This is a genomic window from Aureimonas phyllosphaerae, assembly GCF_047943035.1.
In the GTDB taxonomy this organism is placed as follows: domain Bacteria; phylum Pseudomonadota; class Alphaproteobacteria; order Rhizobiales; family Rhizobiaceae; genus Aureimonas; species Aureimonas phyllosphaerae.
On the sequence record NZ_CP181348.1, the window covers coordinates 1,943,180 to 1,965,120 of the forward strand.

A 21,941-nucleotide genomic window follows, 5' to 3' on the forward strand; every position below is an offset into this window, starting at 1 on the left:
GATCATGATGGACAGCCACTTCCCCGCCCAGCCGACGCGCCGCTCCGAAGCCGGAGCGGGCGGGCGTGGCGTCACCGCCGTTCTCGGACCGACCAACACGGGCAAGACCTTTCTGGCGATCGAGCGGATGGTCGCCCATTCGTCCGGCGTCATCGGCCTGCCGTTGCGGCTTCTGGCACGCGAGGTCTACCAGCGCGTCGTCGAGCGCGTCGGTGTCGGCGCCGTCTCCCTGATCACCGGCGAGGAGAAGATCAAGCCGCCGAACGCGCGCTATCAGGTCTGCACGGTCGAGGCGATGCCGCGCGAACCGGGCGCCGCCTTCGTGGCGATCGACGAGGTGCAGTTGGCCGCCGATCTCGAGCGCGGCCATGTCTTCACCGATCGCATCCTCCATGCCCGCGGGCGCGAGGAGACGCTGCTTCTCGGCTCCTCGACGATGCGCGGCGCGCTGGAGCGCCTCCTGCCGGGCATCCAGTGCGTCACCCGGCCGCGCATGTCGCAGCTTCTCTACGCCGGATCGAAGAAGATCACGCGCCTGCCGCGGCGCTCGGCGATCGTCGCCTTCTCGACCGAGGAGGTCTATGCGATCGCCGAACTCATCCGCCGCCAGCGCGGCGGGGCGGCCGTCGTGCTCGGAGCGCTCAGCCCGCGCACCCGCAACGCGCAGGTCGAACTCTACCAGAACGGCGAGGTCGAGTTCTTGGTGGCGACCGATGCGATCGGCATGGGGTTGAACCTCGACGTCGACCACGTCGCCTTTGCCCAGGACTGGAAATATGACGGGTTCCAGTATCGCCAGCTGACGCCGGCCGAATACGGACAGATCGCGGGCCGGGCCGGGCGACACGTGCGCGACGGCACGTTCGGCGTGACGGGCCGCGTCGATCCGCTCGACCCGGACCTCGCCGAGGCGATCGAGGCCCACGACTTCGCCTCCGTGAAGGTCCTCCAGTGGCGCTCGCGCAAGCTCGACTTCGCCTCGGTCGACGCCTTGAAGGCGAGCCTCGATGCGCTCCCGCCGAGCCCGGAGCTCGCCCGCTCGCTACCGGCGGTCGACCAGCGTGCGCTGGAATTCCTGTCGCGCGACGATGCGGTGATGGCGCGGGCGAAGGGCGCACGCAACGTCGAGCTTCTATGGGAAGCCTGCAAGCTGCCGGACTACCGGCGCATCGCACCGGCCCAGCACGCCGAAATCATCGCCTCGATCTACGGCGACCTCGTCCGGCGCGGCCACGTGGCCGAGGACTACATGGCCGAGCAGGTGCGGCGGGCCGACCTCACGGAAGGCGACATCGACACCCTGTCCCAGCGCATCGCCGAAATTCGCACCTGGACGTATATTTCCCATCGTCCGGGCTGGCTGGCCGATCCGACACACTGGCAGGAAAAGACCAAGGCAATCGAGGACCGTCTGTCCGACGCGCTACACGAGCGGTTGACGAAACGCTTCGTAGATCGCAGGACAAGCGTCCTTATGAGGCGGCTGAGAGAGAGCGCATTCATGGAAGCTGAAATCGGCAGCGACGGCACCGTGCGCGTTGAAGGCCACGAGGTCGGGGAGCTGCAGGGGTTCAGGTTCACGCCGGACACCAAGTCCGACGGCCCGGATGCCAAGGCCGTTCGCGCCGCCGCCCAGAAGGCGCTCGGCGGCGAATACGACAAGCGCGCCGAGCGCTACGCCAACGCCCCGAACGGCGATCTGGCCATTGGCTCCGACGCCCTGGTGCGCTGGCTGGGGGCTCCTGTGGCCTCGCTCGTCTCGGGCGACGATCCCTTGAAGCCGCGCGTCGTGCTTTTGGCCGACGAGCAGCTTGCCGGTCCGGCCCGCGACAAGGTCGTCCAGCGCACCGAGCGCTTCGTCACCTATCAGGTCTCGACGATCCTCAAGCCGCTCGCAGACCTGCGCGATGCCGAGGGCGTCGACGGTGCGGCGCGGGGCATCGCCTATCGCCTCTACGAGAATTTCGGCCTGCTGCAGCGTCGCGACATCGCGGACGAGGTCCGTGGGCTCGACCAGGATGCGCGCGCGGCGCTCCGCCGCCTCGGCGTGCGCTTCGGGGCCTACCACATCTTCGTGCCGGCGCTGGTGAAGCCGGCGCCCGCGGCGCTGATGACCCTTCTCTGGGGCATCGCCAAGGACGGGCGCGACAAGCCGGGCTTCGGCGAGGTCACGCAGCTTCTGGCGACCGGACGCACCTCGGTGGCACCCGATCCGACCTTCGATCCGGTGTTCTACGCGTTGTCCGGCTACCGCCCGCTCGGGCGCCGCGCCGTGCGCGTCGACATTCTGGAGCGTCTGGCCGACCTCATCCGTCCGGCGCTCGCCTGGGCTCCTGGGGCCGCCAAGCGGCCGGACGGCGCCTACAACGGGCGTGAGTTCATCGTGACCCCGGCCATGATGTCGATCCTCGGCGCCACCGCCGACGACATGGACGAGATCCTGAAGGGCCTCGGCTATCGCTCGCATGCCGTGCCGCAGCCCGAGGTCGATGCCGAACTCCGTCGCCAGGACGAGGCGCAGGCCGCCAAGGCTGCGACCGAGACGGCCCCCGCTTCTGACACCGTGGCCTCGGCCGCTGAGGAGGAGGCTCCGATGGATGCCGCCGACGCCTCGATCGACGGTGAGGCTGGCGCCGACGTGAGCGGTGGCGATTCGGTCGTCATCGATGCGACAGCCGAAACGGCCGATGAGCCTGCAGTCGCGGACATCGCGGAGCCGGTAGCGGCTTCGTCCGAAGGCGATGCGACCGCCGAGTCGCTTGCTTCGGGCGTGCCGGTCACTGACGCTCCGGCCAGCGAGGCTGCCGCCGAGGCCGAGCCGGTCAAGATGGTGCTCCTCTGGAAGCCCTCGCGCGGCGAAGGCCGGGGTCGCCCGCAGCAGGGACGCGGCAACAACCGTCCGCAGGGTCGCGGCCAGAACGCGCGCGGTGGCGATGCGAGCCCGGCCGAGACCGGCGGCGATCGCGCGCCCGGTCGTCAGGGGCGCGGCGGCGGACGGCGCGAGGACGGGGAGGGCGGCGAGCGCCGCTTCCCGCGCCGCGACGGTGGCAAGCCGGGGCAGGGACGACGCGACGGGCAGGGCGAGGATCGGCGCGAGGATCGCGGCGGTCAGGGCCGGGGCGGTCGTCCCGCCTTCGGCAAGGACCGCGAGGCGTCGCGCCCCGCTGCCGAGACCCGGCGGCCCGAGCGCGCGAACAAGCCGATCGATCCCGATTCGCCGTTCGCCAAGCTCGCCGCGCTCAAGGACAAGCTGGGCAAGTAGGGGCAGGCGAGCATGGCGGCAGGCGAGCAGCGCATCGACAAGTGGCTGTTCTTCGCGCGTGTCGTCAAATCGCGCAGCCTCGCCCAGAAGCTCGCCATCTCGGGCGCCGTCCGCGTCAACCGCGAAAAGATTTCGCATGCTGCCCGACTGGTTCGACCGGGCGACGTGCTGACCATCTCGATTCACGATCGCGTGCGGATCCTCAAGATTCTCGACCCCGGCGACCGCCGGGGACCTGCGCCCGAAGCCGCACTTCTTTTCGAGGACCTGACGCCGGTGCGTGCCGACACGGCGCCGGTGGCGGTCTCGGAAGACGGTTGAGCGTCGACCTCGCGGCGGGGAAGGACATTCCGTCGCCGGGGCGTTCGACGAAACGGCTCGCTCTTGCAAGCGGCGAAGCGAGACGGTACCTCCGCCGGTGGAGCGCTTCGCGACCCGAACGGGTCCGGCGGCCGCCCCGATCCGCAACGATCCGTCCGTTCCGGCGTTGCGGACCAACTGTTCCGGGAATTCGCCATGACCTACGTCGTCACCGACAATTGCATCCGCTGCAAGTACATGGACTGCGTCGAAGTGTGTCCGGTGGACTGCTTCTACGAGGGTGACAACATGCTCGTCATCCACCCGGACGAGTGCATCGACTGCGGCGTCTGCGAACCGGAATGCCCGGCCGAGGCGATCAAGCCCGATACCGAGCCGAATCTCGACAACTGGCTGAAGATCAACGCCGAGTATGCCGAGAAATGGCCCAACATTACCGTGAAGCGCGACGCGCCCGCCGACGCCAAGGCGATGGACGGTGTCGAGGGCAAGTTCGAGAGGTTCTTCTCCGCAGAGCCCGGCCAAGGCGACTGAGCCCAAGGCTCTCCCCACTTATGCCCTTGCGCGCGCAGGGAAATCCTGTCGCGCCCCGCGCTGCCGACATCTCGATACCGGTCTCAACCCGTTGCGATGCAGGGGTTGCGCGGCCGGGCGCGCCATATGCGCAAGTCGGTTGAAATTTCCAGACTGATAGGGTATTATTTGTGCAACAGTCGGACGTCGGATGAAGGGTCATGAGACCCGTTCCGGCGTCCAGGTGCTTCTGAAAGGCTTTCCTCCCGCCCGTCCCCTCACTTGAGCGTCCGTTCCGGGCGCCTTTGGGGCTTGCGAAGGAGTTTCCCGAAGTTCCGGACTGCGGCCGGCCACCGAACCGGGATGCTCAATCCGCGGCCCTCGGGTCGTTTCGTGCATAGCGATCTTCCCCGCTCTGCACAACAGGGAGTTTATGAAGCGTATGAGCAGTCAGAAGAAGACCTCCCAGCGCCAGGGTTTCAAGACCGGCGAGAGCATCGTCTATCCGGCCCACGGCGTCGGCCAGATCGTTGCGATCGAGGAGCAGGTGGTCGCGGGCATGAAGCTCGAACTCTTCGTCATCGACTTCGAGAAGGACAAGATGCGTTTGAAGGTGCCGGTCGCGAAGGCCGAAGCCGTCGGCATGCGCAAGCTGTCCGAGACGGATTTCGTCGAGCGCGCCCTCAAGGTGGTGCAGGGCCGTGCCCGCGTGAAGCGGACGATGTGGAGCCGCCGCGCGCAGGAATACGACGCGAAGATCAATTCGGGTGATCTCATCTCGATCGCCGAGGTGGTGCGCGACCTCTACCGCGCCGAGTCGCAGCCCGAGCAGTCCTATTCCGAGCGTCAGCTTTATGAGGCCGCCCTCGGCCGCATGGCGCGCGAGCTGGCCGCCGTCAACGAGATCAGCGAGACCGAGGCGGTCCAGCTGATCGAGGTGAACCTGAACAAGGGTCCGAAGCGCGGCGCCAAGGTCGTCGACGAGGCGGATGCCGACGCCGAGGACGAGGACGACGTGGAAGTCGAGGCCGACCAGGCCGCCTGACCTTCCGGTCCCACGCTTTGCGACATTCGGGCCGGCCGCTGACACCAGCGGCCGGCTTTTCTTTACGCTGCGGCAGTGCTAGAGAAGATCAAGCGGTCGAGACCTATCTCCCGCCGATTCCTCGCTTTTTTCCGCCGGCCCTTCCCTCTTTGCCGCACCCCGCTATTTCGCGAAAAAAACTTTCCCCTACCGGGAACGTTCCGCGACGCCGCCCGTTTCCAGACTAATAGCGCAGTGTCCCAAGGGGCACGACGCGCCGAGTTCATCGCGTTTCCAGCGTGACATGGAAGGTCCGGGCCCATGAAATCCCAATCGACGCGTCGTCACCTCATCCAAGCCGCCATGGCCGCCCCCTATCTGCAGCGGGAAGAGGAATACGAACTGGCGGTGCGTTGGAAGGAGCATCAGGACCAGGCTGCCCTTCACAAGATCACCTCGGCGCACATGCGTCTCGTCATCTCGATGGCGTCGAAATTCCGCCATTTCGGCCTCGCCATGAACGACCTGATTCAGGAAGGCCATGTTGGTCTTCTGGAAGCTGCGGCCCGCTTCGAGCCGGAGCGCGAGGTGCGCTTCTCGACCTATGCGACGTGGTGGATCCGCGCCTCCATCCAGGACTATATCCTGCGCAACTGGTCGATCGTGCGCGGCGGCACGTCGTCGGCGCAAAAAGCCCTATTCTTCAACCTCCGTCGTCTTCGTGCGCGCCTGAACCAGGGAACCGAGAAGATTTCGAGCACCGAGATGTATCGCGAGATCGCGACGGCGCTGAAGGTGTCGGAAGGCGACGTGGCGCTGATGGACTCGCGCCTCTCGGGCCCCGACAGCTCGCTCAACGCACCCCTGATGGAAGACGAATCGGGCTCCGCCGACCGCCAGGACTTCCTGGTTTCGAACGATCCGCTGCCGGACGAGATGGTGTCCGCCTCGATCGATGACGAGCGTCGCGTGATCTGGCTTCGTTCGGCGCTCGGCGTCCTGTCTGAGCGCGAGCTCAAGATCATCCGCGAGCGCCGTCTGCAGGACGATGGCGCGACGCTGGAAGCGCTGGGCTCGAAGCTCGGCATCTCCAAGGAGCGCGTGCGCCAGATCGAGACGCGTGCCATGGAAAAGCTGCGCGTGGCGCTTCTCCAGGCCAACCCGGACGAGGCGGCGTTCATCGCCTGACCCTCACTGAAAGTCCGTGAAAACGAAGAAGGCCGCCCTCGAGGGCGGCCTTCTTCGTTTCCGGAGACGCTTCGGCCTATTCCGCGATGATCTTGTAGCGCTCGCCTGTGCGCACACCCGACCCGTCTTCTAGGTCGTTCAGGAGACGGAACATCTCGACCTTGCGATCGACGCCCTGGATGCGGTCGGCGATCGAGCGTTCGGTGTCGCCGGCTCGCGCGGTGACGATGCGAACGCGCAGCGGCTTCAACTGCTCGCGCTCTTCCGGCCGCAGCACGCGGAACGACCCGGCGACGCTGTCGGCGATCTGCGGAAGGCGCGCGGCGGCGTCCGCCGGGAGCGCTGTCAGGAACCGGTAGACCTGGCTCCCGACGCGGATGACCGTGACGTTGAAGACGTAGGACCCGCCGACCGCCTGTGCCGAGACGGCTTCGAGATCGCCGATGCGGATCGGCCGGATCGTCGAGGCGTCGAGACCGCCGACCCAACCGCTCTGGATGTAGTCCGCAAGCGTCGTCGAGGGCGGCAGGGCGACGCCGTCGAAGCGGATCGCCGTGTCGCCGGGACCGGTCGCCAGCACCGCCTCGGCCGTGTTGTCGATCACGAAACCGTCCGGCACGCCGAAGGTGATGCCAAGGCCCGGATGGTAGAAGGTCCGTCCGCGCACGTAGCCTTCCGACGCGGTGTCGCCGAACAGCATGCCGTCGATCCCGGCGAGATAGCGGTCGCGGTCGGTGACGCCGGTGCCGGGGGGGCCGAACGCGCTGGCATGGCGGCGCGCGAGTTCGACGCGCTGGGGCGCGGCGGGGTGCGAGGCGAGGAAGTCGAGGTTCGGGTTGCTGGCCTGGAACGCGTTGCGGAACGAGGAAAACGAGTCCATCGCCTTCAGGAAGCGCGCGGCGGCATAGGGATCATAGCCGGCGTCGCCGGTCTGCTTGATCCCCATCGCATCGGCCTGCAGTTCCTGATTACGCGAGAAGCTGGCGAGGTTCAGCCGGCCGCGTGCCAGTGCCGCGCGCGCAGCCGTCGTGTCGGTCGCCAGAACCTCGGTCACCACGCGGCCCGCAAGCTCGGCAGCCTCCTCGCGCTGCTGACGCTCGATGCCGTGGTTCGCCTTCACGTGACCCATCTCATGGGCGAGCACCGCCGCGACCTCGGCCGAATCGTTGGCGAGCGCCAGAAGGCCGCGGGTCACATAGAGGTAGCCGCCGGGCAGGGCGAAGGCGTTGATGTTGGGCGAATTGAGGACCGTGATCGAATAGGCGCGGCCGGGATCGCTCGACACGGCATTCAGCTTGCCGACGATGCCGGCCAGCATGCGCTCGAGCTTCGGGTCGGAATAGGCGCCGCCATAGGCCGCGAGGATGCGCGGGTGCTGCGACTTGCCGATGGGCGACTGGGGATCGTTCGACTGCACCGCCTCGAACGACACCGGCGCGCGGTTGACCGGGGCGACGAGGCTCGATTCCGTGCCCGCGCCGCTCGCCACGTCCTCCAAGCCGCCGGTCAGCGTGGTGCAGCCAGCCAGCCACAGCGCGAAGGGCAGTGCGAAACCTGTGCGCAGGGCCCGGCCCATGCCGTTCCTCGCCCGCTCCGTTCCCGCTGGCCGCGCCCGTTGTCGCATTCCAGAATGTCCCCACACATGCCGATCCGTCCGGATCGTCTTCCGGTCTAGCCGATCAGGGCCGAGCCGTGGAAGGGCCGGCGCGTCACAGGATGCCATGAAACGCCTCGCCCGCACGCTGCCCCATGAGAGAGGAAAGGGACCAAATTAGGGTTCGGATCCGCGCGTCGCGCCGAGATAGGCGGCAACGCGGGGATGGCGCCCCGAAAGGACCTCGTCCGGCGTGCCGCTGAGGACGATCCGTCCCGCCTCCAGAAACGCCAAACGGTCGGCGTGTCCGAGCGCGTCGCCCGGATGATGCGTGACCATGACGATCGCGGGCGGCCGCGGGGCCTCGACCCGCAGGCAATCGATGAGGTCCAGCATCTCCTTGCGCAGAGCCGGCCCGAGGGCTGCGAAGGGTTCGTCCAGCGCAAGGATCGGTCGCTCGCGCAGGAACGCGCGGGCCAGCGCCACGCGCTGGCGCTCGCCGCCGGACAGTTCGCCCGGCAACCGCCCGGCGAGGGCACCGAGCCCGACGCGGGCCAGCGCATCGCGCGCCCGGGCGAGGGCGGCTTCGGGCAGCCGCCAGGTCGGGCTGATGCCGAGCGCGACGTTTCGCTCGGCCGACAGGTGCGGGAAGAGGTTGTCGTCCTGGAACACCACGCTGATCGGACGCTCGGCCGGCGAGCGGTCCGTCACATCGCGCCCTTCGAGACGTACCGTGCCGGATTCGGGCTTCAGGAAACCGGTGAGGATGTCGAGCAGGGTCGATTTCCCCGCGCCCGACGGACCGATCACCGCCAACCACTCGCCCGGCGCGACGTTGAGGTCGAAGCGCATCCCGCTCGTCTCGTGCGCGAAGGTGACGGCGTCGAGTTCGATGGCGTTCATTCGGGTGTCTTTCGGCCGCCGAGACCGCGCTCGGCGAGGAGAATCAGTCCGAGGCACAGGAGCGCCAGAAGAAGCGCGATACCTTCCGCATCGGTCGAGCGATAGCTGCCCATGCGCTGGAGCAGGAGATAGGGGAGGGTGACGAGGTCGGAATTGCCGAAGAGGGCGACCACCCCGAGATCGCCGAGCGAAACCGCCATGCCGAAGGCGCCGGCGAGCGCCAGCGGACGGCGCAGCGCCGGCCATTCGACATGCCGCAGCCGGGCGAAGCCTCTGAGGCCGAGATGATCGGCGAGGCGGCCATGCCGTCGCGCGACCGCGGCGACTTCGGGAGCGAGGATGCGTGTCGCATAGGGCACGACGAGGATCGCGTTGCCGATCACGACGATGGCCGGCGCGAACCGGGCGACGTCGCCGATTTCGCGCAAAGTGAGGAACCAGCCGGCGCCGACGACGATCGGCGGCACGACCAGGACGAGGCTGCTGGATAGCGACAGGAGGATGCCACCGCCGCGACCCGCGCCGCTGGTGCCGAATGCGAGGGCCGCGGAAAGGACCAGTCCGAGAATCGAGGCTGCGACCGCGATGGCAAGGCTGCGCGAAAGCGCGGCAAGAAACGCCGGATCGGCGACGATCCGCGGGAGATCGGCCTGCAGGCCCGCCACGAGGATCGCGAGAAGTGGCGCGAGAAGAAACGCGGTTGCCGTCGCGACCACTGTGGCGTCCCAGGCGAAGGCCGGCACCGACCGGCGATCGAAGCGTCGACTGGCCTGCGCGAGGCCGAACCCTGCGTCCACGCCACCGGTCCAGCCCGTCGTCGGCAGGAGGAGCAGCGCTACCAGCCCGACCTGGACGAGCGACAGCGTGAGGGCGCGCGCCGGATCGAAGTCGTAGCGCAGCGACTGGTAGATCGCGACCTCGAGCGTCGTCGCACCCGGCCCGCCGCCCAGCACGAGCACGAGCGTAAAGCTCGTGACGCACAGCATGAACACGAGGCCAGCGGCGGGACCGAGCGTGCGCCGGACCACCGGCCATTCGACGATGCGGAATGTCGCCCAGCGCGACAGCGACAGCTGCCCGGCGATCTTCCAGCTTTCCGCCGGCACGCCGGAGAGGCCGCCCAGGGTCAGCCGGGCGACGAGCGGCATGTTGAAGAAGACGTGCGCGACGAGGATGCCGGTGAGGCCGTAGATCGAGGGGCGCGGGAGGCCCGCGAGCACGAAGGCGTCGGCGACGACCCCGTTTCGGCCGAACACGGTGATGAGCCCGAGCGCGCCGACCAGGACGGGCAGCGCCTGCGGGAGGAAGAAGAGGCGCAGGAGCAGGGCACGGCCGGGGAAGCGGAGGCGATCAAGCGCCAGCGCTAGGGGCACCCCGAACGCGACCGAGAGGAGGGTCGACAGGACGGCCTGCAGAAGCGTGAAGCCGAGGACCGTGCGCAGATAGGGATCGGCGAGAAGAGCGACGGGCGAGGCCGGCGGGATGCCGGCGAAGAGCGGCAGGAATGCGAGGGGCAGGAGGCAGAAGCCGAGCACGAAAGCGGCCGCCAGCATCCCGGCCCGGCGCCGGCGCCGGGCATCGTCCCCGATGCGCGCGCCCGGTCGTTCGCCCGTCCTCAGCGCCCGAGACCCCGCAGCCATTCCGCCGTCCATTCGGCGCGATGGGTGGCGACGTCGGCAGCCGGAATCTCCAGCGGACGCGACGGCTGGACGAGGGTGTCGAAGGCGGCGGGAAGCGGCTCGCCGGTCGGGGCGGCGGGCAGCGACCAGTTACCGGTCGGGATGATCGACTGGAACTCCGGCGTCAGCATGAAGGCGAGGAAGCGGCGCGCGAGCTCGGGCTGGCGCGAGGTCCGCAGCATCCCCGCAAGTTCCACTTGGAGGTAGTGCCCTTCCGAGAAGGCGGCGGCCTTGTACCGGTCCGTTCCCTCCTCGATCTGGTGGTAGGCCGGCGAGGTCGTATAGGACAGGACGATCGGCACCTCGCCCTTGGTGAAGAGGCCGTAGGCCTCGCTCCAGCCGGGCGTCACGGTGAGGACGCGGCGGGACAGCTCGGCCCACTTCGCCTCCGCCTGGTCGCCGAAGACCGCCTTCATCCAGAGGAGCAGGCCAAGGCCCGGCGTCGAGGTGCGCGCATCCTGGATCGCGATCTTCTGGTCGGGATCGCCGGAAACAAGTTCGGCAAGGCTCTTCGGCGGGTCGGCGATGCTCTCGGAATCGTAGACGAAGGCGAGATAGGAATAGTCGAAGGGCACGAACGTATCGTCGGAAAAGCCACCGGGGATCGTCAGCGGCTTAAGGTCGACGCCGGACGAAGCGAACAAGCCCGTCGCCTTCAGTTCGGGCACGAGCTCGGCGGTCATCCCGAGCGCCACGTCGGCCTGCGTGCCCTCGCCTTCGAGCTTCAGCCGGTTGAGGATGGCGACGCCGTCCTCAAGGCCGACGAAGCGGAGATCGCAGCCGCACTGCGCCTCGAACGCCTTCTCGATGCGCGGGCCCGGCCCCCAGTCCGGCGTGAAGCTCTCGTAGGTGTAGACGGTGAGCACCGGCCGGTCGGCGTCTTGCGCAAGAGCGATCGACGGCAGGACGGCGGCGGCGGCGCAGAACGCGGAAAGGGCCAGGCGCATGAATGGAACTCCTCTTGCCGGAGTTCGATGCGCGCTCCCTCGACCACCTGCCGCGGAAGCCCCCCATCCCTCCGCCGGTACGAGCCGGATCAGGTTCAGCGGGTTGGCGGACAGCCTCTCAGCCCCGGCAAGGGCACCCCGTGTGAGCGGCCACAACGTTGCCCGGATCACGCCGGGAGAGCAAGGGGTTGGTGGCCCGCGACGTGCAACTCTCCCCAGCCGCGCGGCAATACGCTATGCGCTGGCGCGATGAGCCGCTTCACGATCCTTCTCGCCGGTCCGATCCACGCGTCGGCGCGCCTTCTGGCCGAGGTGCGCGGTACGCGTACGATCGCGGCCGATGCCGGCATCGCGCATGCCGCGACCCTGGCGCTCAGCCCGGAACTCTGGGTCGGCGATTTCGACTCGCACGAGGGCGAAGACCCCGTCGACGTGCCGCGCCACGAATGGCCGCGCGACAAGGATCGGACCGACGGCGAGATCGCGATCTCCGAGGCCTTCGAGCGGGGCGCCAGCTCCGTGCTTCTCGTCGGTGCCTTCGGCGGGCGAACGGATCATGTCTTCTCGCATCTTGTCGTGGCCCTGCGCGAAAGCGCGGCGGGGCGCCCCGTGACGATGTTCGACGGCCGCGAATGGGCCTTTCCCCTCGCGGCAGGGCGACAGGCCTTCGCGTCCGAGCCCGGCGCGCAGTTCTCGATCCTCAAGTTCTCCGACCTTCGCGGCCTGACGATCGAAGGCGCACGCTTCCCGCTGGATCGCGCCGATATCGCGTTCTCGTCGATCCTGACACAGAGCAACGAGGCGATTGGCCGGGAGGTGACGATCGACCTCGCAGATGGGCGAGCCGTTTTCCTGCTGCAGGCCGATCCCGCGCGGCGCTGACGTCTTGCGGCAAGGCTGGCCCTCGGCGGACCGTTCGTATAAGCTTCGTCCCGGTCGGTCTCATAGCTCAGCAGGATAGAGCAAGTTCCATAGGTGACCAGCTTACCAGTCGCTGCTTTCAATGGCTTTCGAGGGTGGTAAAGTTACCGACGACCGTTCGTCGCTCGTCACAACGCAAGGCGTCCGCAGACCAGTCCCCTCACACCTCGGACGTGATCGCTTGTGTCAGGGCATTCGATGCGGTACGGTCCTGCGATGACAGACGGGGCGCCCACCAGCGGTCGTCGTCGTTTTCGTCTGCGTAGCTCAGCAGGATAGAGCACAGGATTCCTGGTATCAAATTGGGCGGCGCGCTTCGAAAGTTCGCGTCGGATCTGCTCAAAGTCGGGGAACGCTTCTCGCGCTCGCGAGGTGCCGATCCCGAGCCAAGCCGGAGCGATCCGGAAGGTGTAGAGACTGGTAGGGCAGCACCTAAAGGCTTCGGTCCACGGTGAAGGGACAGTCCAGACCACGAACGCCGTGAGGCGGCGGCGAAAGTCGAAGTGGTATGAATCCTGGGGTCGTGGGTTCGAATCCCGCCGCAGACACCATCTCCTTCGATCCGAGCCATAGGTTGGGCCCGCGCGCCGGCGCGGACGCCCGCGCCTTCTCGCGAAGTCATTCCGAAGCTGGTTCGGCACGCCGTCGCCAAGCATGGGTTGCCGACGCGTCGCCTGTGCCCGCGCCATGCCACCCGACGGTCCGCCGGGGGTGCCGACGTTCCCGCGGCATCAGCCCGCGACCTCCCGCACGATGCGCGACGGCGTGCGGCCGAGCCTCAGCCGGGAGCCTCGACCTTCTTCTTCTTGCGGCTCCGCGCCTGCGCCGAGCGCGTCCGCGTCCAGCCCGCCGCGACGTCCCGCGTGACGCGCAGGCCGGGGCCGTGGAACTCGGTCTCGCCGATGAAGACGACGCCCGCGGCCTCCAGGGCCTGCTTCACGTTCTCCATGGTCGACAGCATGCAGTCCCCCTTTCCCGCCTCCATGTTCAGCAGCGAGCGGCGGGCGACCTTGGCCTTTTCGGCAAGGTCCTCGAGGGACAGGTCGGCCAGCAGCCGGGCGGCTCGCAGGAGGTTGGGATCGACGGGCATCGCGGCGGAGGATCGCTCACGGGACGCTCTTGTCAACAATTACGATAATAGTGCACTCGGGTATCCCATGAGGGCATTCAGTTGCACCGAAGCGCGCGCCGTCGTAAGGAATCGCCGCCGACCCATGCCAGGGTGATTCGCGGGCCACCACCGGGCCGGCGGCCCTGCCGCGCCGAGACGGGAGTTCGCGACGTGCCATCCGTACCGCCCGCCCTCGACGAGATCCTCGGCATGGCGCAGGCCCGCCGCGACCGCGCGGCCGCCCGCGCGGCGGACAGGGAGCGGCGCGGAGCTGCCGCGTCCGGCTCGATCCTCCCTTCCGCCGACCAGCTCCTGCGCGGGCATCCGCCGCTGGGCGGCGACATCCGGACCGACATCCAAGGATTCGTGGGCTCCGTGCCCGCGGAATCGCTGGACCGCGAGGCCGCCGCGTCCCTCCGCGCCCTGTCGGAAGCCGCACGCCGAGCCGCACCGGGCGGCGGGATCGACGGGGCCGCGGTCCTCTCGGTCCTGCGGGCATGCCGCATCCCGCCGCAGTCGGACCCCGACGGGACGTTGCGCCTGCGCTGCGTGATCTACGCGGCCCTTCTCGGCGACGCGGACGCGGCGCTGGCGGTCGCGGGCGAGGCGGCCCTCCTGGCCTACGTGCAGGACTGGCACCGGGAGGGGGACGGCACGGAACTGGTGTGGCAGGCGGCGGCCTGGGCGGCGTTCGGCTCGTCACGCCTCGGGCCATTGCGGCGGCTTCCGTGGTCGATCAGCGAGATGGCCTCGACGAGGGACCGCGTTGACGCGTTCGCCGACGAGTTCCGGCTGAAGGTCTCCCGCCACCTGCCGGAGCTCGAGTGAGCATGCGATCCGGACGGGGAACCTCCCGCGGCGGCGAGTGGCCGGCTCGCGCCCGTCTACGCGCAAGGACGGCACGGCACGCATGGCCGCGTGCCGCCACGTGCGTGACGGGCCCGTCCGTGACCGGGCCCGGACGCCCCATAGGCCCCTTTGACTGATCCCTCGCGAACCGTCAGTCCGAGGCCGTCAAAACGGCGGCCGCATCCAGGGTCCTTTGAATGCCTGCCATTTCTGCCAGCGGCCCTTGGCCGTTCGAACCCCATCCCGAGGCCAGCCACGCCCCGCCCGCCAACCACGGTATCGCGCGACCGCGCGACCGTGCGGTGACCTGCGGACGGTTTCGCCGGTCGGCGCCACCGTCGCCCTCGGGGAGGGCGTCGTCGTGAACCGCCGTCTCCGCCTCGACCCCGACGCGGGGTACTTCGCAAGACGCCTCGTTCCCTCCGCGCGGATCGCGGACCACCTCCTTCGCGAAACCGTCGAGACTGCGGGCTTCACCCGTCTCCTCGAAGGGAGGGCATGCGTCGTCGTCATCCACGGCGTCCGCCCGGCGGACGCGGTCACAATCCACCAAGCGGCCCAGGACATCACCGGGGGAACGCCGGACGACGCGTTCGCGCTCGACGCGATGGTCCTGGACTGGACAGATCCGAAGAGCCTCCGCCCGAACCATGTCGAGCGGCTCCTGCTCGAGGCGAGCACCAGCACCCGGCCGATGGTCGTCCTCTGCCGGGCAAGGTCGGCCGTGCCCCCGGTCGTCTCGGCGGTGGCGGACGCGATGCTCCCGCTTGCAAAGCGCGAGGGGGCGATCCGGGATTTCGTCGCCGAACTCGCCGGGTTCCTCCCCGACGACGCGCTCATGGCCCGGCTCGCGCGCCTGCCGCTGGCGTACCTGAACCTCCTCCTGCGGCCGGGCATGTCCCGCGACCGGATGTGGTCGGTCGCCGGCCGCCTCGGGCGGCATTCCTTCGTGGAGGAGGACGGGAAGCGGAACCCGAAAAAGGAGAAGGAAGGGGGAGCCGCAAGGGCGGACCGGAAAGCCTCGCTGGCCGGGGATGCGAGGCCCGAACGCCTGGACGACCTGCCGGGCATGGGCGAGGCGCGACGCTGGGGGCAAGCCCTCGCAAACGACCTCGTCCGGTACCGCGCGGGCACGCTGCCGTGGGCCGACGTCGAGGCGGGCGCCCTCCTACACGGGCCGCCGGGAACGGGCAAGACCTTGTTCGCCCGTGCGCTGGCGGGATCCTGCGGGGTGCCGCTCCACGCCCATTCCTTCGCCTCCTGGCAGTCCCGAGGCCATTTGGGAGACCTCCTCAAGGCCATGCGCTCGGCGTTCGAGGAGGCGCGGAAGACCGCGCCCTCCATCTTGTTCTTGGACGAGCTCGACTCCGTCGGGAGCCGCGACGAGCAACTCGGCGACCATGCCTCCTACCAACGCCAGGTCGTCAACGGTCTCCTCGAGTGCCTGGACGGCGCGACGGCACGCCCCGGGGTCGTCGTGGTGGGCGCCACGAACAACAGGGACGCGATCGACGCGGCGGTGCTGCGGCCGGGACGGCTCGGCCGCCTGATCGAGGTCGCGCTTCCCGACCGGGACGGGCGCGCCGGGATCCTTCGCCACCACCTGCGCGGCGACCTGCCGGGCATGGACCTACTGGCCCTCGCGGACGAGATCGGCGAGGCCTCGGGCGCCGCGTTGGCGCAGGTCGTCCGCGAGGCACGCGGCTCCGCCCGACGGGACGGGCGTGCCCTGGTCGCCGCCGACCTCTGGAACGCCCTTCCCGAGGGGACGCTGCTGTCGGACGCCGCCTTCCGCCGCCTGTGCGTCCACGAGGCGGGGCACGCCGTGGCCGGGCTGGAGCTCGCCGCGGTCTCGGGGCTGACGCCGACAAGGGTCGCGGTACGCCGCCGCATCCGGCATGCCGACGCGAACCGCACGGACTTCCGCGTGGTCGAGGGGCACGACCACGCACGCGAGAACGTGGAGGCGCAGGTGTCGGTGCTGTTGGCCGGCATGGCCGCCGAAGAGGTGCTGCTAGGGTCCCGCGGCAGCGGCTCCGGCGGCACTCCCGAGGCCGACCTCGTGCGGGCGACGCGGCTCGCCGAGTCGATCGAGTTCTCGCTGGGCCTCGGGGAAGGTCTCCATTCCGTTCCCGCGGGCGCCCTCTCGAAGGCCGTCGCCGCCGCAGGCGGCAACCCGGCGCTCAGGGACCGCGTCGAGCGCGTGCTCGAGCGGTGCCACCGGGAGGCGAGGTCGATCGTCGAGCGGAGGCGCGAAGAGGTCGAGGACCTGTCCAGGGCCTTGGCGGAGCGGTCGGTCGTCGACCTGCCCTGACGGGACTTCCGCGCTTCCCGGCATCGAGCCGGGCGGGCGGCGTTCCCGGCGCGGCACCCGCACGGCGGAGCCGCCGCGACCTCCGATGGGGTCGCGGCGTTCCCGCTTGGCGATACCGTGCCGCGGCGGGTTCACGATCGCCGCGCGACCATGTCCGGGGTCGGCCTCCCGGCCACGCCACCGCGTTTCACCGCCTCCTCCAACCCCCATCCCTTCACCACCGCGAACACGGCCGGGATGACCACGAGCGTAAGGACTGTCGACGAGACCATGCCACCGATCATCGGCACCGCGATCCTCTGCATCAGCTCGGAGCCCGCCCCGTGGCTCCAGAGGATCGGGAGGAGGCCCGCCATGATCGCGACCACCGTCATCATCTTGGGCCTCACCCGCTCCACCGCCCCGATCATGATGGCCTCCCGCAGCGCCCCGCGGTCGAACGGCCTGCCTTCGGCCACGCGCCGCTGCCGGACCTCCTCCACGGCGTGCTGGAGGTAGATCAGCATGATCACGCCCGTCTCCGCCGCGACGCCCGACAGGGCGATGAAGCCGACCGCCACCGCGACGGACATGTCGAAATCCAGCCACCACATCAACCACACGCCGCCGACCACCGCGAACGGCAGGGACAGCATGACGATCAGCGTCTCCGTCATCGACCGGAAATTCAGGTAGAGGAGGAGGAAGATCAGGAGCAGCGTGACGGGCACGACGACCCTCAGCTTCGCCTCGGCGCGCTGGAGGTACTCGTACTGCCCGCTCCAGGCGACGTGGTAGCCGGGCGGAAACGTCACCTCCCGCGCCACCGCCTCCTGCGCCTCGGCCACGTAGCCCCCGAGGTCGCGACCCGCGATGTCGACGAAGACGTAGATCGCGAGCTGCCCGTTCTCCGTCCGGATCGAGGTCGCGCCCCTCGTCAGCTCGACCTTCGCGACCTCGCCGAGCGGGACCGTCCCGCCGCCGGGGAGCGCGACCTGCACGTCCCTCGCGACGGCGTCGGGGTCGGACCGGAGATCACGGGGATAGCGGACGACGACGGCGTAGCGTTCGCGTCCCTCGACGGTCGTCGTCACCGTCTCCGCCCCGAGCGCCATGCCGATCGTGTCCTGGACGTCGCGGACGGACAGCCCGTACCGGCCGAGAGCCTCGCGGTCCGGCACGATGTCGAGGAAGTAGCCGCCGACCACGCGTTCCGCGTAGGCGCTCGAGGTTCCGGGCACGCCCTTGAGGACCCGCTCGATGTCCTTGGCGACCGCTTCCATGCCCGCAAGGTCCGTGCCGAACACCTTCACGCCGACGGGCGTGCGGATGCCCGTCGAGAGCATGTCGATGCGGGCCCGGATCGGCATCGTCCAGGCGTTCGACACGCCGGGGAACTGGAGCGCCCCGTCCATCTCCGCCTTGAGGCTGTCGATCGTCACGCCCGGCCGCCACTCCTCCTCCGGCTTCAGGTTGATCAGCGTCTCGAACATCTCGGTCGGCGCCGGATCCGTCGCGCTGAGGGCGCGCCCGGCCTTGCCATAGACCGAGGCGACCTCGGGAAACGACTTGATGATGCGGTCCTGCGTCTGGAGGAGTTCGGCGGCCTTGGTCACCGACAGGCCGGGCAGCGTCGTCGGCATGTACATCAGCGTCCCCTCGTTGAGGTTCGGCATGAACTCCGAGCCGATCTGACGCGCCGGCCACACCGTCACGCCGAGCGCGACAAGGGCGAGGAGGATGGTCAGGGTCTTCGCCCGCAGGACGGCGCCGATGACCGGACGGTAGGCGCAGACCAGGAAGCGGTTCACGGGGTTGCGGTGCTCGGGAACGATGCGTCCCCGCACGAAGACGACCATCAGCGCCGGGACGAGCGTCACCGACAGGAAGGCGGCCGCCGCCATGGCGAACGTCTTGGTGAAGGCGAGCGGACCGAACAGGCGGCCCTCCTGCGACTCCAGCGTGAAGATCGGCAGGAAGGAGACGGTGATCACGAGGAGGCTGAAGAACAAGGCGGGACCGACCTCGCTCGCGGCCTCGACCAGGATCTCGACCCTCGGCTTGCGGGGCGGCGCGCGCTCCAGGTGCTTGTGGGCGTTCTCGATCATGACGATGGCGGCGTCGATCATCGCGCCGACGGCGATGGCGATGCCGCCGAGGCTCATGATGTTGGAGCCGAGCCCCGCCAGCTTCATCGCGCCGAAGGCCATCAGGATGCCGACGGGCAGCATGAGGATGGCGACGAGCGCGCTCCTGAGGTGGAGGAGGAACACCACGCAGACGAGCGCGACGATGAGGCTCTCCTCGAGGAGCGTCCCCTTCAGGGTCTCGATGGCGCGGCCGATGAGCTGCGAGCGGTCGTAGACGGGGACGATCTCCGTCCCCACGGGCAGGCTCGGCAGGATGGCGGAGAGCTTCGCCTTCACGTCCTCGATCACGTCGAGTGCGTTGGAGCCGAAGCGCTGCATGACGATGCCGCTCGCGACCTCGCCCTCGCCGTCGAGTTCCGTGATGCCGCGGCGCTCGTCGGCGGTCGTCTCCACCCTCGCGACGTCCGACAGCCGCAGGGGCACGCCACCGGGGCTCATGAGGACGATGTCTTCGATGTCCTGCGTGCCGCGCAGGTAGCCCCTGCCGCGCACCATGTACTCGAACTCGGACATCTCCACCGTCCGGCCGCCGACGTCCATGTTGCTGGCGCCGACCGCCTCCTTCAGCATGTCGAGCGTCACGCCCTGGCTGCGCATGCGGTTCGGGTCGACGACGACGGAATACTGCTTCACGAAGCCGCCGACGCTCGCGACCTCCGCCACCCCGTCCGCGTCGGAGGCGGCGAAGCGCACGACCCAGTCCTGGAGGGACCGGAGCTCGGCGAGCGTCCGGTCCTTCGCCACCACCGCGTATTGGTAGACCCAGCCGACGCCCGTCGCGTCGGGCCCGAGCGTCGGGGTCACGCCGGGCGGGAGCCGGCGCCCGGCCGCGTTCAGGAACTCGAGCACGCGGCTGCGGGCGAAGTAGGGGTCGGTGCCGTCCTCGAACACGACGTAGACGAACGACACCCCGAAGAACGAGAAGCCGCGCACGACCTTCGACTTCGGGACCGTCAGCATCGCCGTCGTCAGCGGGTACGTGACCTGGTCCTCGACGACCTGCGGCGCTTGGCCGGGGTATTCGGTATAGACGATGACCTGCACGTCGGAGAGGTCGGGGATCGCGTCGAGCGGCAGCGTCCTCAAGGCGTGGATGCCTCCCGCCACGGCGAACAGCGTGCCGACGAGGACGAGGACGAGGTTCCTCGCCGACCAGGCGATGATGCGGGCGATCACGGCTTCGCCTCCGCCGTCGGAATAAGTGCCTGCCCCTGCGCGCCGAGGGCCGACAGCGCCGCCCGGATGTTGCTTTCCGCGTCGATCAGGAAGTTCGCCCCCGTCACCACCCGGTCGCCCTCGAGGACGCCCTTCGCGATCTCCGTCACGTCCGTCCCGCGGACGCCCAGCGTCACGGGTCGCGGCTCGAAGCGGCCCCCGCCCAAGTCGAGGATGATGACCTGGCTCGATCCCGTGTCGACGACGGCGTCGTTCGGGACGGCGACCACGGCCTCGCCGGCCCCGGTGTCGATCCCGACGTCGGCGTACATGTCGGGAAGGAGGAGGCCGTCCGGGTTGTCCACCCCGACGCGCACCTTCACCGTCCGCGTCTCGGGCGAGACCTGCGGGTAGACGAGGTCGACCCGGCCCTCGAACGTCCGGCCCGGCAGGCCGCGGAAGGTGACCCGCGCGGCGGCGCCGAGCCGCAGGTTTCCGACCTCGCGCTCGGGCACGTCGGCGACGACCCAGATCCGCGAGACGTCTCCGAGGCGGAAGAGGACGTTCCCCGCCTCGGTCATCATGCCGTCGACGGCGGACCTCTCGAGGACGATGCCGTCGCGCGGCGCCGTCCACGTCATGGAGGTCGGGACCTTGCCCGTCCTCTCGATCCCGCGGATCTCCTCCTCCGGGACGCCGAGGTTGCGAAGCTTCAGGCCCGCGCCGCCCGACCCCGCGGCGCCGCCGCTCCTCAGCTCGATTACGTACTGGGCGCCGGCGGCGGCGACCTCCGGCGAGTAGAGGCGCACCAGCGGCTGTCCCTTCCGCACGGCCGAACCCGTGGTGACGTCGCCGACCTCCTCGACGAAGGCGTCCGCGCGCGTCGTCACGACGGAGACCATGCGCTCGTCGAGCCTCACGACGCCCGGCACGCGCAGGGGGCGGCCGACGACCCGGCGGGACACGGGCTCCGACCGGACGCCCGTCCTCTGGAGGCGGCCGGGCGTGATCGCGACGACGCCGTCCTCCTGCTCCGGACCGTCGTAGACCGGGATGTAGTCCATCCCCATGGAGTCCTTCTTCGGCACCGGCGAGGTGTCGGGAAGGCCCATCGGGTTGCGGTAGTAGAGGATCCGCTTGGCCGGGGCCGCGTCGCTCCGCTCCGGTGCCGCCCCTTCCGCCGTGCCCGGTCCGGCTTTCGCGGCCACCGCGCCCGGCCCGGCCGCGTCGTCGTGGACGGGCACGAAATCGCGCCCGTCGTCCGTCTTCCTCGGTGCGGCCGAGTAGATCGGCTTGCCGTCCGGATCGCGCCAGTAGAGGACGCGCTCCGGCGATGCCGGGCCGACGGGCGCCGCGGCGGGCATCCCCGCCGCCTCCGCGCGTTCGGCCGCGACCGGCGGCGTCCCCGACAGGCCGAGCGTCTCCCCGAGCCGGGCGACCGTCAGCCCGGCCTGTCCCGCTTGGTAGCCTCCGGCGCCCGCCGCGACTGCGACGAGGGCGAGGCCGACAATGGCCGTGCGCATCACTCGGCCGCCTGGAGGACGACCTCGTCCCTGAGGGTGCCTTCCTCGCCCTGGACCTTCGCCCCGAGCGAGATGCGCCAGCCGCCGTCCATGACGAGGGCGACCCTGAAGCGGTAGACGCCGGGCTCGTCCGACGGGAGCGCCTCGATGGGCGTCGTCATGGTCTCCATGCCGTCCGGCGCCATGTCGGCCCGGGTCTCGAAGACGACGGCGTCGGGAACGGTCTTTCCCGTCCTCCGGTCGACGAGGCGCACGGCCACGACGGCGTCCTTCCCCGACTTCACCTTCGCGTCGACGAGCTGGAACTCGTAGTCGGTCATCGCCGCGATGGCGGAGGTCCCGGCGCCGAGCCACAGGAGGGTCGCGACGGCCGCCGCGGCGACACGCATGCTGGTCTTCTTCATCTGTTGAATTCCCGATCGATCCCCGTCCGCGGCGCTGCCTGCGGCGGGATGGCGAAACGCCATGCGTCAGCATCGGCACGGATCGCTCCGCACCGCTCGAACGG

Annotated in this window: 16 protein-coding genes and 1 riboswitch; of the genes, 8 read left to right on the plus strand and 8 right to left on the minus strand. The window is 69.5% G+C overall.

What is annotated here, in order from left to right; genetic code table 11:
* The first annotated feature begins 7 nt into the window (after nucleotides 1-7).
* From ACLNGM_RS09035 to ACLNGM_RS09055, 5 genes are all read left to right on the plus strand, one after another.
* Nucleotides 8-3,262, plus strand: a complete 3,255-nt coding sequence (locus tag ACLNGM_RS09035) for a helicase-related protein (RefSeq protein ID WP_416358420.1) — start codon at nucleotides 8-10, stop codon at nucleotides 3,260-3,262.
* A gap of 12 nt (nucleotides 3,263-3,274) precedes the next feature.
* The gene (locus tag ACLNGM_RS09040) at nucleotides 3,275-3,583 is read left to right on the plus strand and encodes an RNA-binding S4 domain-containing protein (RefSeq protein WP_416358043.1); all 309 of its coding nucleotides are present in this window, start codon (nucleotides 3,275-3,277) and stop codon (nucleotides 3,581-3,583) included.
* A gap of 195 nt (nucleotides 3,584-3,778) precedes the next feature.
* Complete coding sequence (gene fdxA, locus ACLNGM_RS09045; RefSeq protein WP_416358044.1) at nucleotides 3,779-4,117, plus strand: ferredoxin FdxA; 339 nt, start codon at nucleotides 3,779-3,781, stop codon at nucleotides 4,115-4,117.
* 412 nt (nucleotides 4,118-4,529) lie between these two features.
* Entirely contained in the window at nucleotides 4,530-5,141 is a 612-nt protein-coding gene (locus tag ACLNGM_RS09050) for a CarD family transcriptional regulator (RefSeq protein ID WP_416358045.1), read from the plus strand.
* A 300-nt stretch (nucleotides 5,142-5,441) separates the two neighbouring features.
* The gene (locus ACLNGM_RS09055) at nucleotides 5,442-6,308 is read left to right on the plus strand and encodes an RNA polymerase factor sigma-32 (RefSeq protein ID WP_055886390.1); all 867 of its coding nucleotides are present in this window, start codon (nucleotides 5,442-5,444) and stop codon (nucleotides 6,306-6,308) included.
* A gap of 76 nt (nucleotides 6,309-6,384) precedes the next feature.
* Here the strand turns inward: ACLNGM_RS09055 and ACLNGM_RS09060 are convergent, their stop codons facing one another.
* From ACLNGM_RS09060 to thiB, 4 genes are all read right to left on the minus strand, one after another.
* Nucleotides 6,385-7,884 (minus strand): M48 family metalloprotease, encoded by a 1,500-nt coding sequence (locus tag ACLNGM_RS09060; RefSeq protein WP_090966581.1) that lies wholly within the window; start codon nucleotides 7,882-7,884, stop codon nucleotides 6,385-6,387.
* A 195-nt stretch (nucleotides 7,885-8,079) separates the two neighbouring features.
* A complete protein-coding gene (locus ACLNGM_RS09065; RefSeq protein ID WP_416358046.1) occupies nucleotides 8,080-8,805 on the minus strand; it encodes an ATP-binding cassette domain-containing protein in 726 nt (241 codons plus the stop codon).
* The gene (gene thiP, locus ACLNGM_RS09070) at nucleotides 8,802-10,445 is read right to left on the minus strand and encodes a thiamine/thiamine pyrophosphate ABC transporter permease (protein ID WP_416358047.1); all 1,644 of its coding nucleotides are present in this window, start codon (nucleotides 10,443-10,445) and stop codon (nucleotides 8,802-8,804) included. The genes ACLNGM_RS09065 and thiP overlap by 4 nt, the downstream gene beginning before the upstream one ends.
* A complete protein-coding gene (gene thiB / locus ACLNGM_RS09075) occupies nucleotides 10,421-11,431 on the minus strand; it encodes a thiamine ABC transporter substrate binding subunit (RefSeq protein ID WP_416358048.1) in 1,011 nt (336 codons plus the stop codon). Before thiB ends, thiP begins: the two co-directional genes overlap by 25 nt.
* A 49-nt stretch (nucleotides 11,432-11,480) precedes the next feature.
* Nucleotides 11,481-11,582, minus strand: a riboswitch (TPP riboswitch).
* A gap of 98 nt (nucleotides 11,583-11,680) precedes the next feature.
* Here thiB and ACLNGM_RS09080 point away from each other — a divergent pair.
* Complete coding sequence (locus ACLNGM_RS09080; RefSeq protein WP_416358049.1) at nucleotides 11,681-12,313, plus strand: thiamine diphosphokinase; 633 nt, start codon at nucleotides 11,681-11,683, stop codon at nucleotides 12,311-12,313.
* 817 nt (nucleotides 12,314-13,130) lie between these two features.
* On the opposite strand, the gene ACLNGM_RS09085 is transcribed toward ACLNGM_RS09080, so the two are convergent.
* Entirely contained in the window at nucleotides 13,131-13,442 is a 312-nt protein-coding gene (locus ACLNGM_RS09085) for a helix-turn-helix domain-containing protein (RefSeq protein WP_055889399.1), read from the minus strand.
* A 192-nt stretch (nucleotides 13,443-13,634) separates the two neighbouring features.
* Here ACLNGM_RS09085 and ACLNGM_RS09090 point away from each other — a divergent pair, with 192 nt between their 5' ends.
* Both ACLNGM_RS09090 and ACLNGM_RS09095 read left to right on the plus strand, forming a co-directional pair.
* Nucleotides 13,635-14,291: a hypothetical protein gene (locus ACLNGM_RS09090; RefSeq protein WP_416358050.1), complete on the plus strand. Its 657-nt coding sequence runs from the start codon at nucleotides 13,635-13,637 to the stop codon at nucleotides 14,289-14,291.
* Nucleotides 14,292-14,673: 382 nt separating this feature from the next.
* Nucleotides 14,674-16,626 carry an AAA family ATPase gene (locus ACLNGM_RS09095; RefSeq protein WP_416358051.1) on the plus strand — a complete coding sequence of 651 codons (1,953 nt, stop codon included), beginning with the start codon at nucleotides 14,674-14,676 and terminating at the stop codon, nucleotides 16,624-16,626.
* Between the two features lie 131 nt (nucleotides 16,627-16,757).
* Here ACLNGM_RS09095 and ACLNGM_RS09100 read toward each other — a convergent pair whose 3' ends face one another.
* The 3 genes from ACLNGM_RS09100 to ACLNGM_RS09110 are packed head-to-tail and all read right to left on the minus strand — an operon-like array spanning nucleotide 16,758 to nucleotide 21,837.
* Complete coding sequence (locus tag ACLNGM_RS09100) at nucleotides 16,758-19,931, minus strand: efflux RND transporter permease subunit (protein WP_416358052.1); 3,174 nt, start codon at nucleotides 19,929-19,931, stop codon at nucleotides 16,758-16,760.
* Nucleotides 19,928-21,433, minus strand: coding sequence for an efflux RND transporter periplasmic adaptor subunit (locus ACLNGM_RS09105; protein ID WP_416358053.1), 1,506 nt, complete (start codon nucleotides 21,431-21,433; stop codon nucleotides 19,928-19,930). The genes ACLNGM_RS09100 and ACLNGM_RS09105 overlap by 4 nt, the downstream gene beginning before the upstream one ends.
* Complete coding sequence (locus ACLNGM_RS09110; RefSeq protein WP_416358054.1) at nucleotides 21,433-21,837, minus strand: FixH family protein; 405 nt, start codon at nucleotides 21,835-21,837, stop codon at nucleotides 21,433-21,435. The genes ACLNGM_RS09105 and ACLNGM_RS09110 overlap by 1 nt, the downstream gene beginning before the upstream one ends.
* Between the last annotated feature and the right edge of the window lie 104 nt (nucleotides 21,838-21,941).

Bases quoted from the DNA above. Each gene is read 5' to 3' on its own strand.
- ACLNGM_RS09080 (WP_416358049.1), top strand. From the start codon at position 11,681: ATGAGCCGCTTCACGATCCTTCTCGCCGGTCCGATCCACGCGTCGGCG.
- ACLNGM_RS09055 (WP_055886390.1), top strand. From the start codon at position 5,442: ATGAAATCCCAATCGACGCGTCGTCACCTCATCCAAGCCGCCATGGCC.
- ACLNGM_RS09050 (WP_416358045.1), top strand. From the start codon at position 4,530: ATGAAGCGTATGAGCAGTCAGAAGAAGACCTCCCAGCGCCAGGGTTTC.
- ACLNGM_RS09085 (WP_055889399.1), bottom strand. From the start codon at position 13,442: ATGCCCGTCGATCCCAACCTCCTGCGAGCCGCCCGGCTGCTGGCCGAC.
- thiP (WP_416358047.1), bottom strand. From the start codon at position 10,445: ATGGCTGCGGGGTCTCGGGCGCTGAGGACGGGCGAACGACCGGGCGCG.
- ACLNGM_RS09040 (WP_416358043.1), top strand. From the start codon at position 3,275: ATGGCGGCAGGCGAGCAGCGCATCGACAAGTGGCTGTTCTTCGCGCGT.
- ACLNGM_RS09105 (WP_416358053.1), bottom strand. From the start codon at position 21,433: ATGCGCACGGCCATTGTCGGCCTCGCCCTCGTCGCAGTCGCGGCGGGC.
- ACLNGM_RS09060 (WP_090966581.1), bottom strand. From the start codon at position 7,884: ATGGGCCGGGCCCTGCGCACAGGTTTCGCACTGCCCTTCGCGCTGTGG.
- fdxA (WP_416358044.1), top strand. From the start codon at position 3,779: ATGACCTACGTCGTCACCGACAATTGCATCCGCTGCAAGTACATGGAC.
- ACLNGM_RS09035 (WP_416358420.1), top strand. From the start codon at position 8: ATGGACAGCCACTTCCCCGCCCAGCCGACGCGCCGCTCCGAAGCCGGA.
- thiB (WP_416358048.1), bottom strand. From the start codon at position 11,431: ATGCGCCTGGCCCTTTCCGCGTTCTGCGCCGCCGCCGCCGTCCTGCCG.
- ACLNGM_RS09110 (WP_416358054.1), bottom strand. From the start codon at position 21,837: ATGAAGAAGACCAGCATGCGTGTCGCCGCGGCGGCCGTCGCGACCCTC.
- ACLNGM_RS09065 (WP_416358046.1), bottom strand. From the start codon at position 8,805: ATGAACGCCATCGAACTCGACGCCGTCACCTTCGCGCACGAGACGAGC.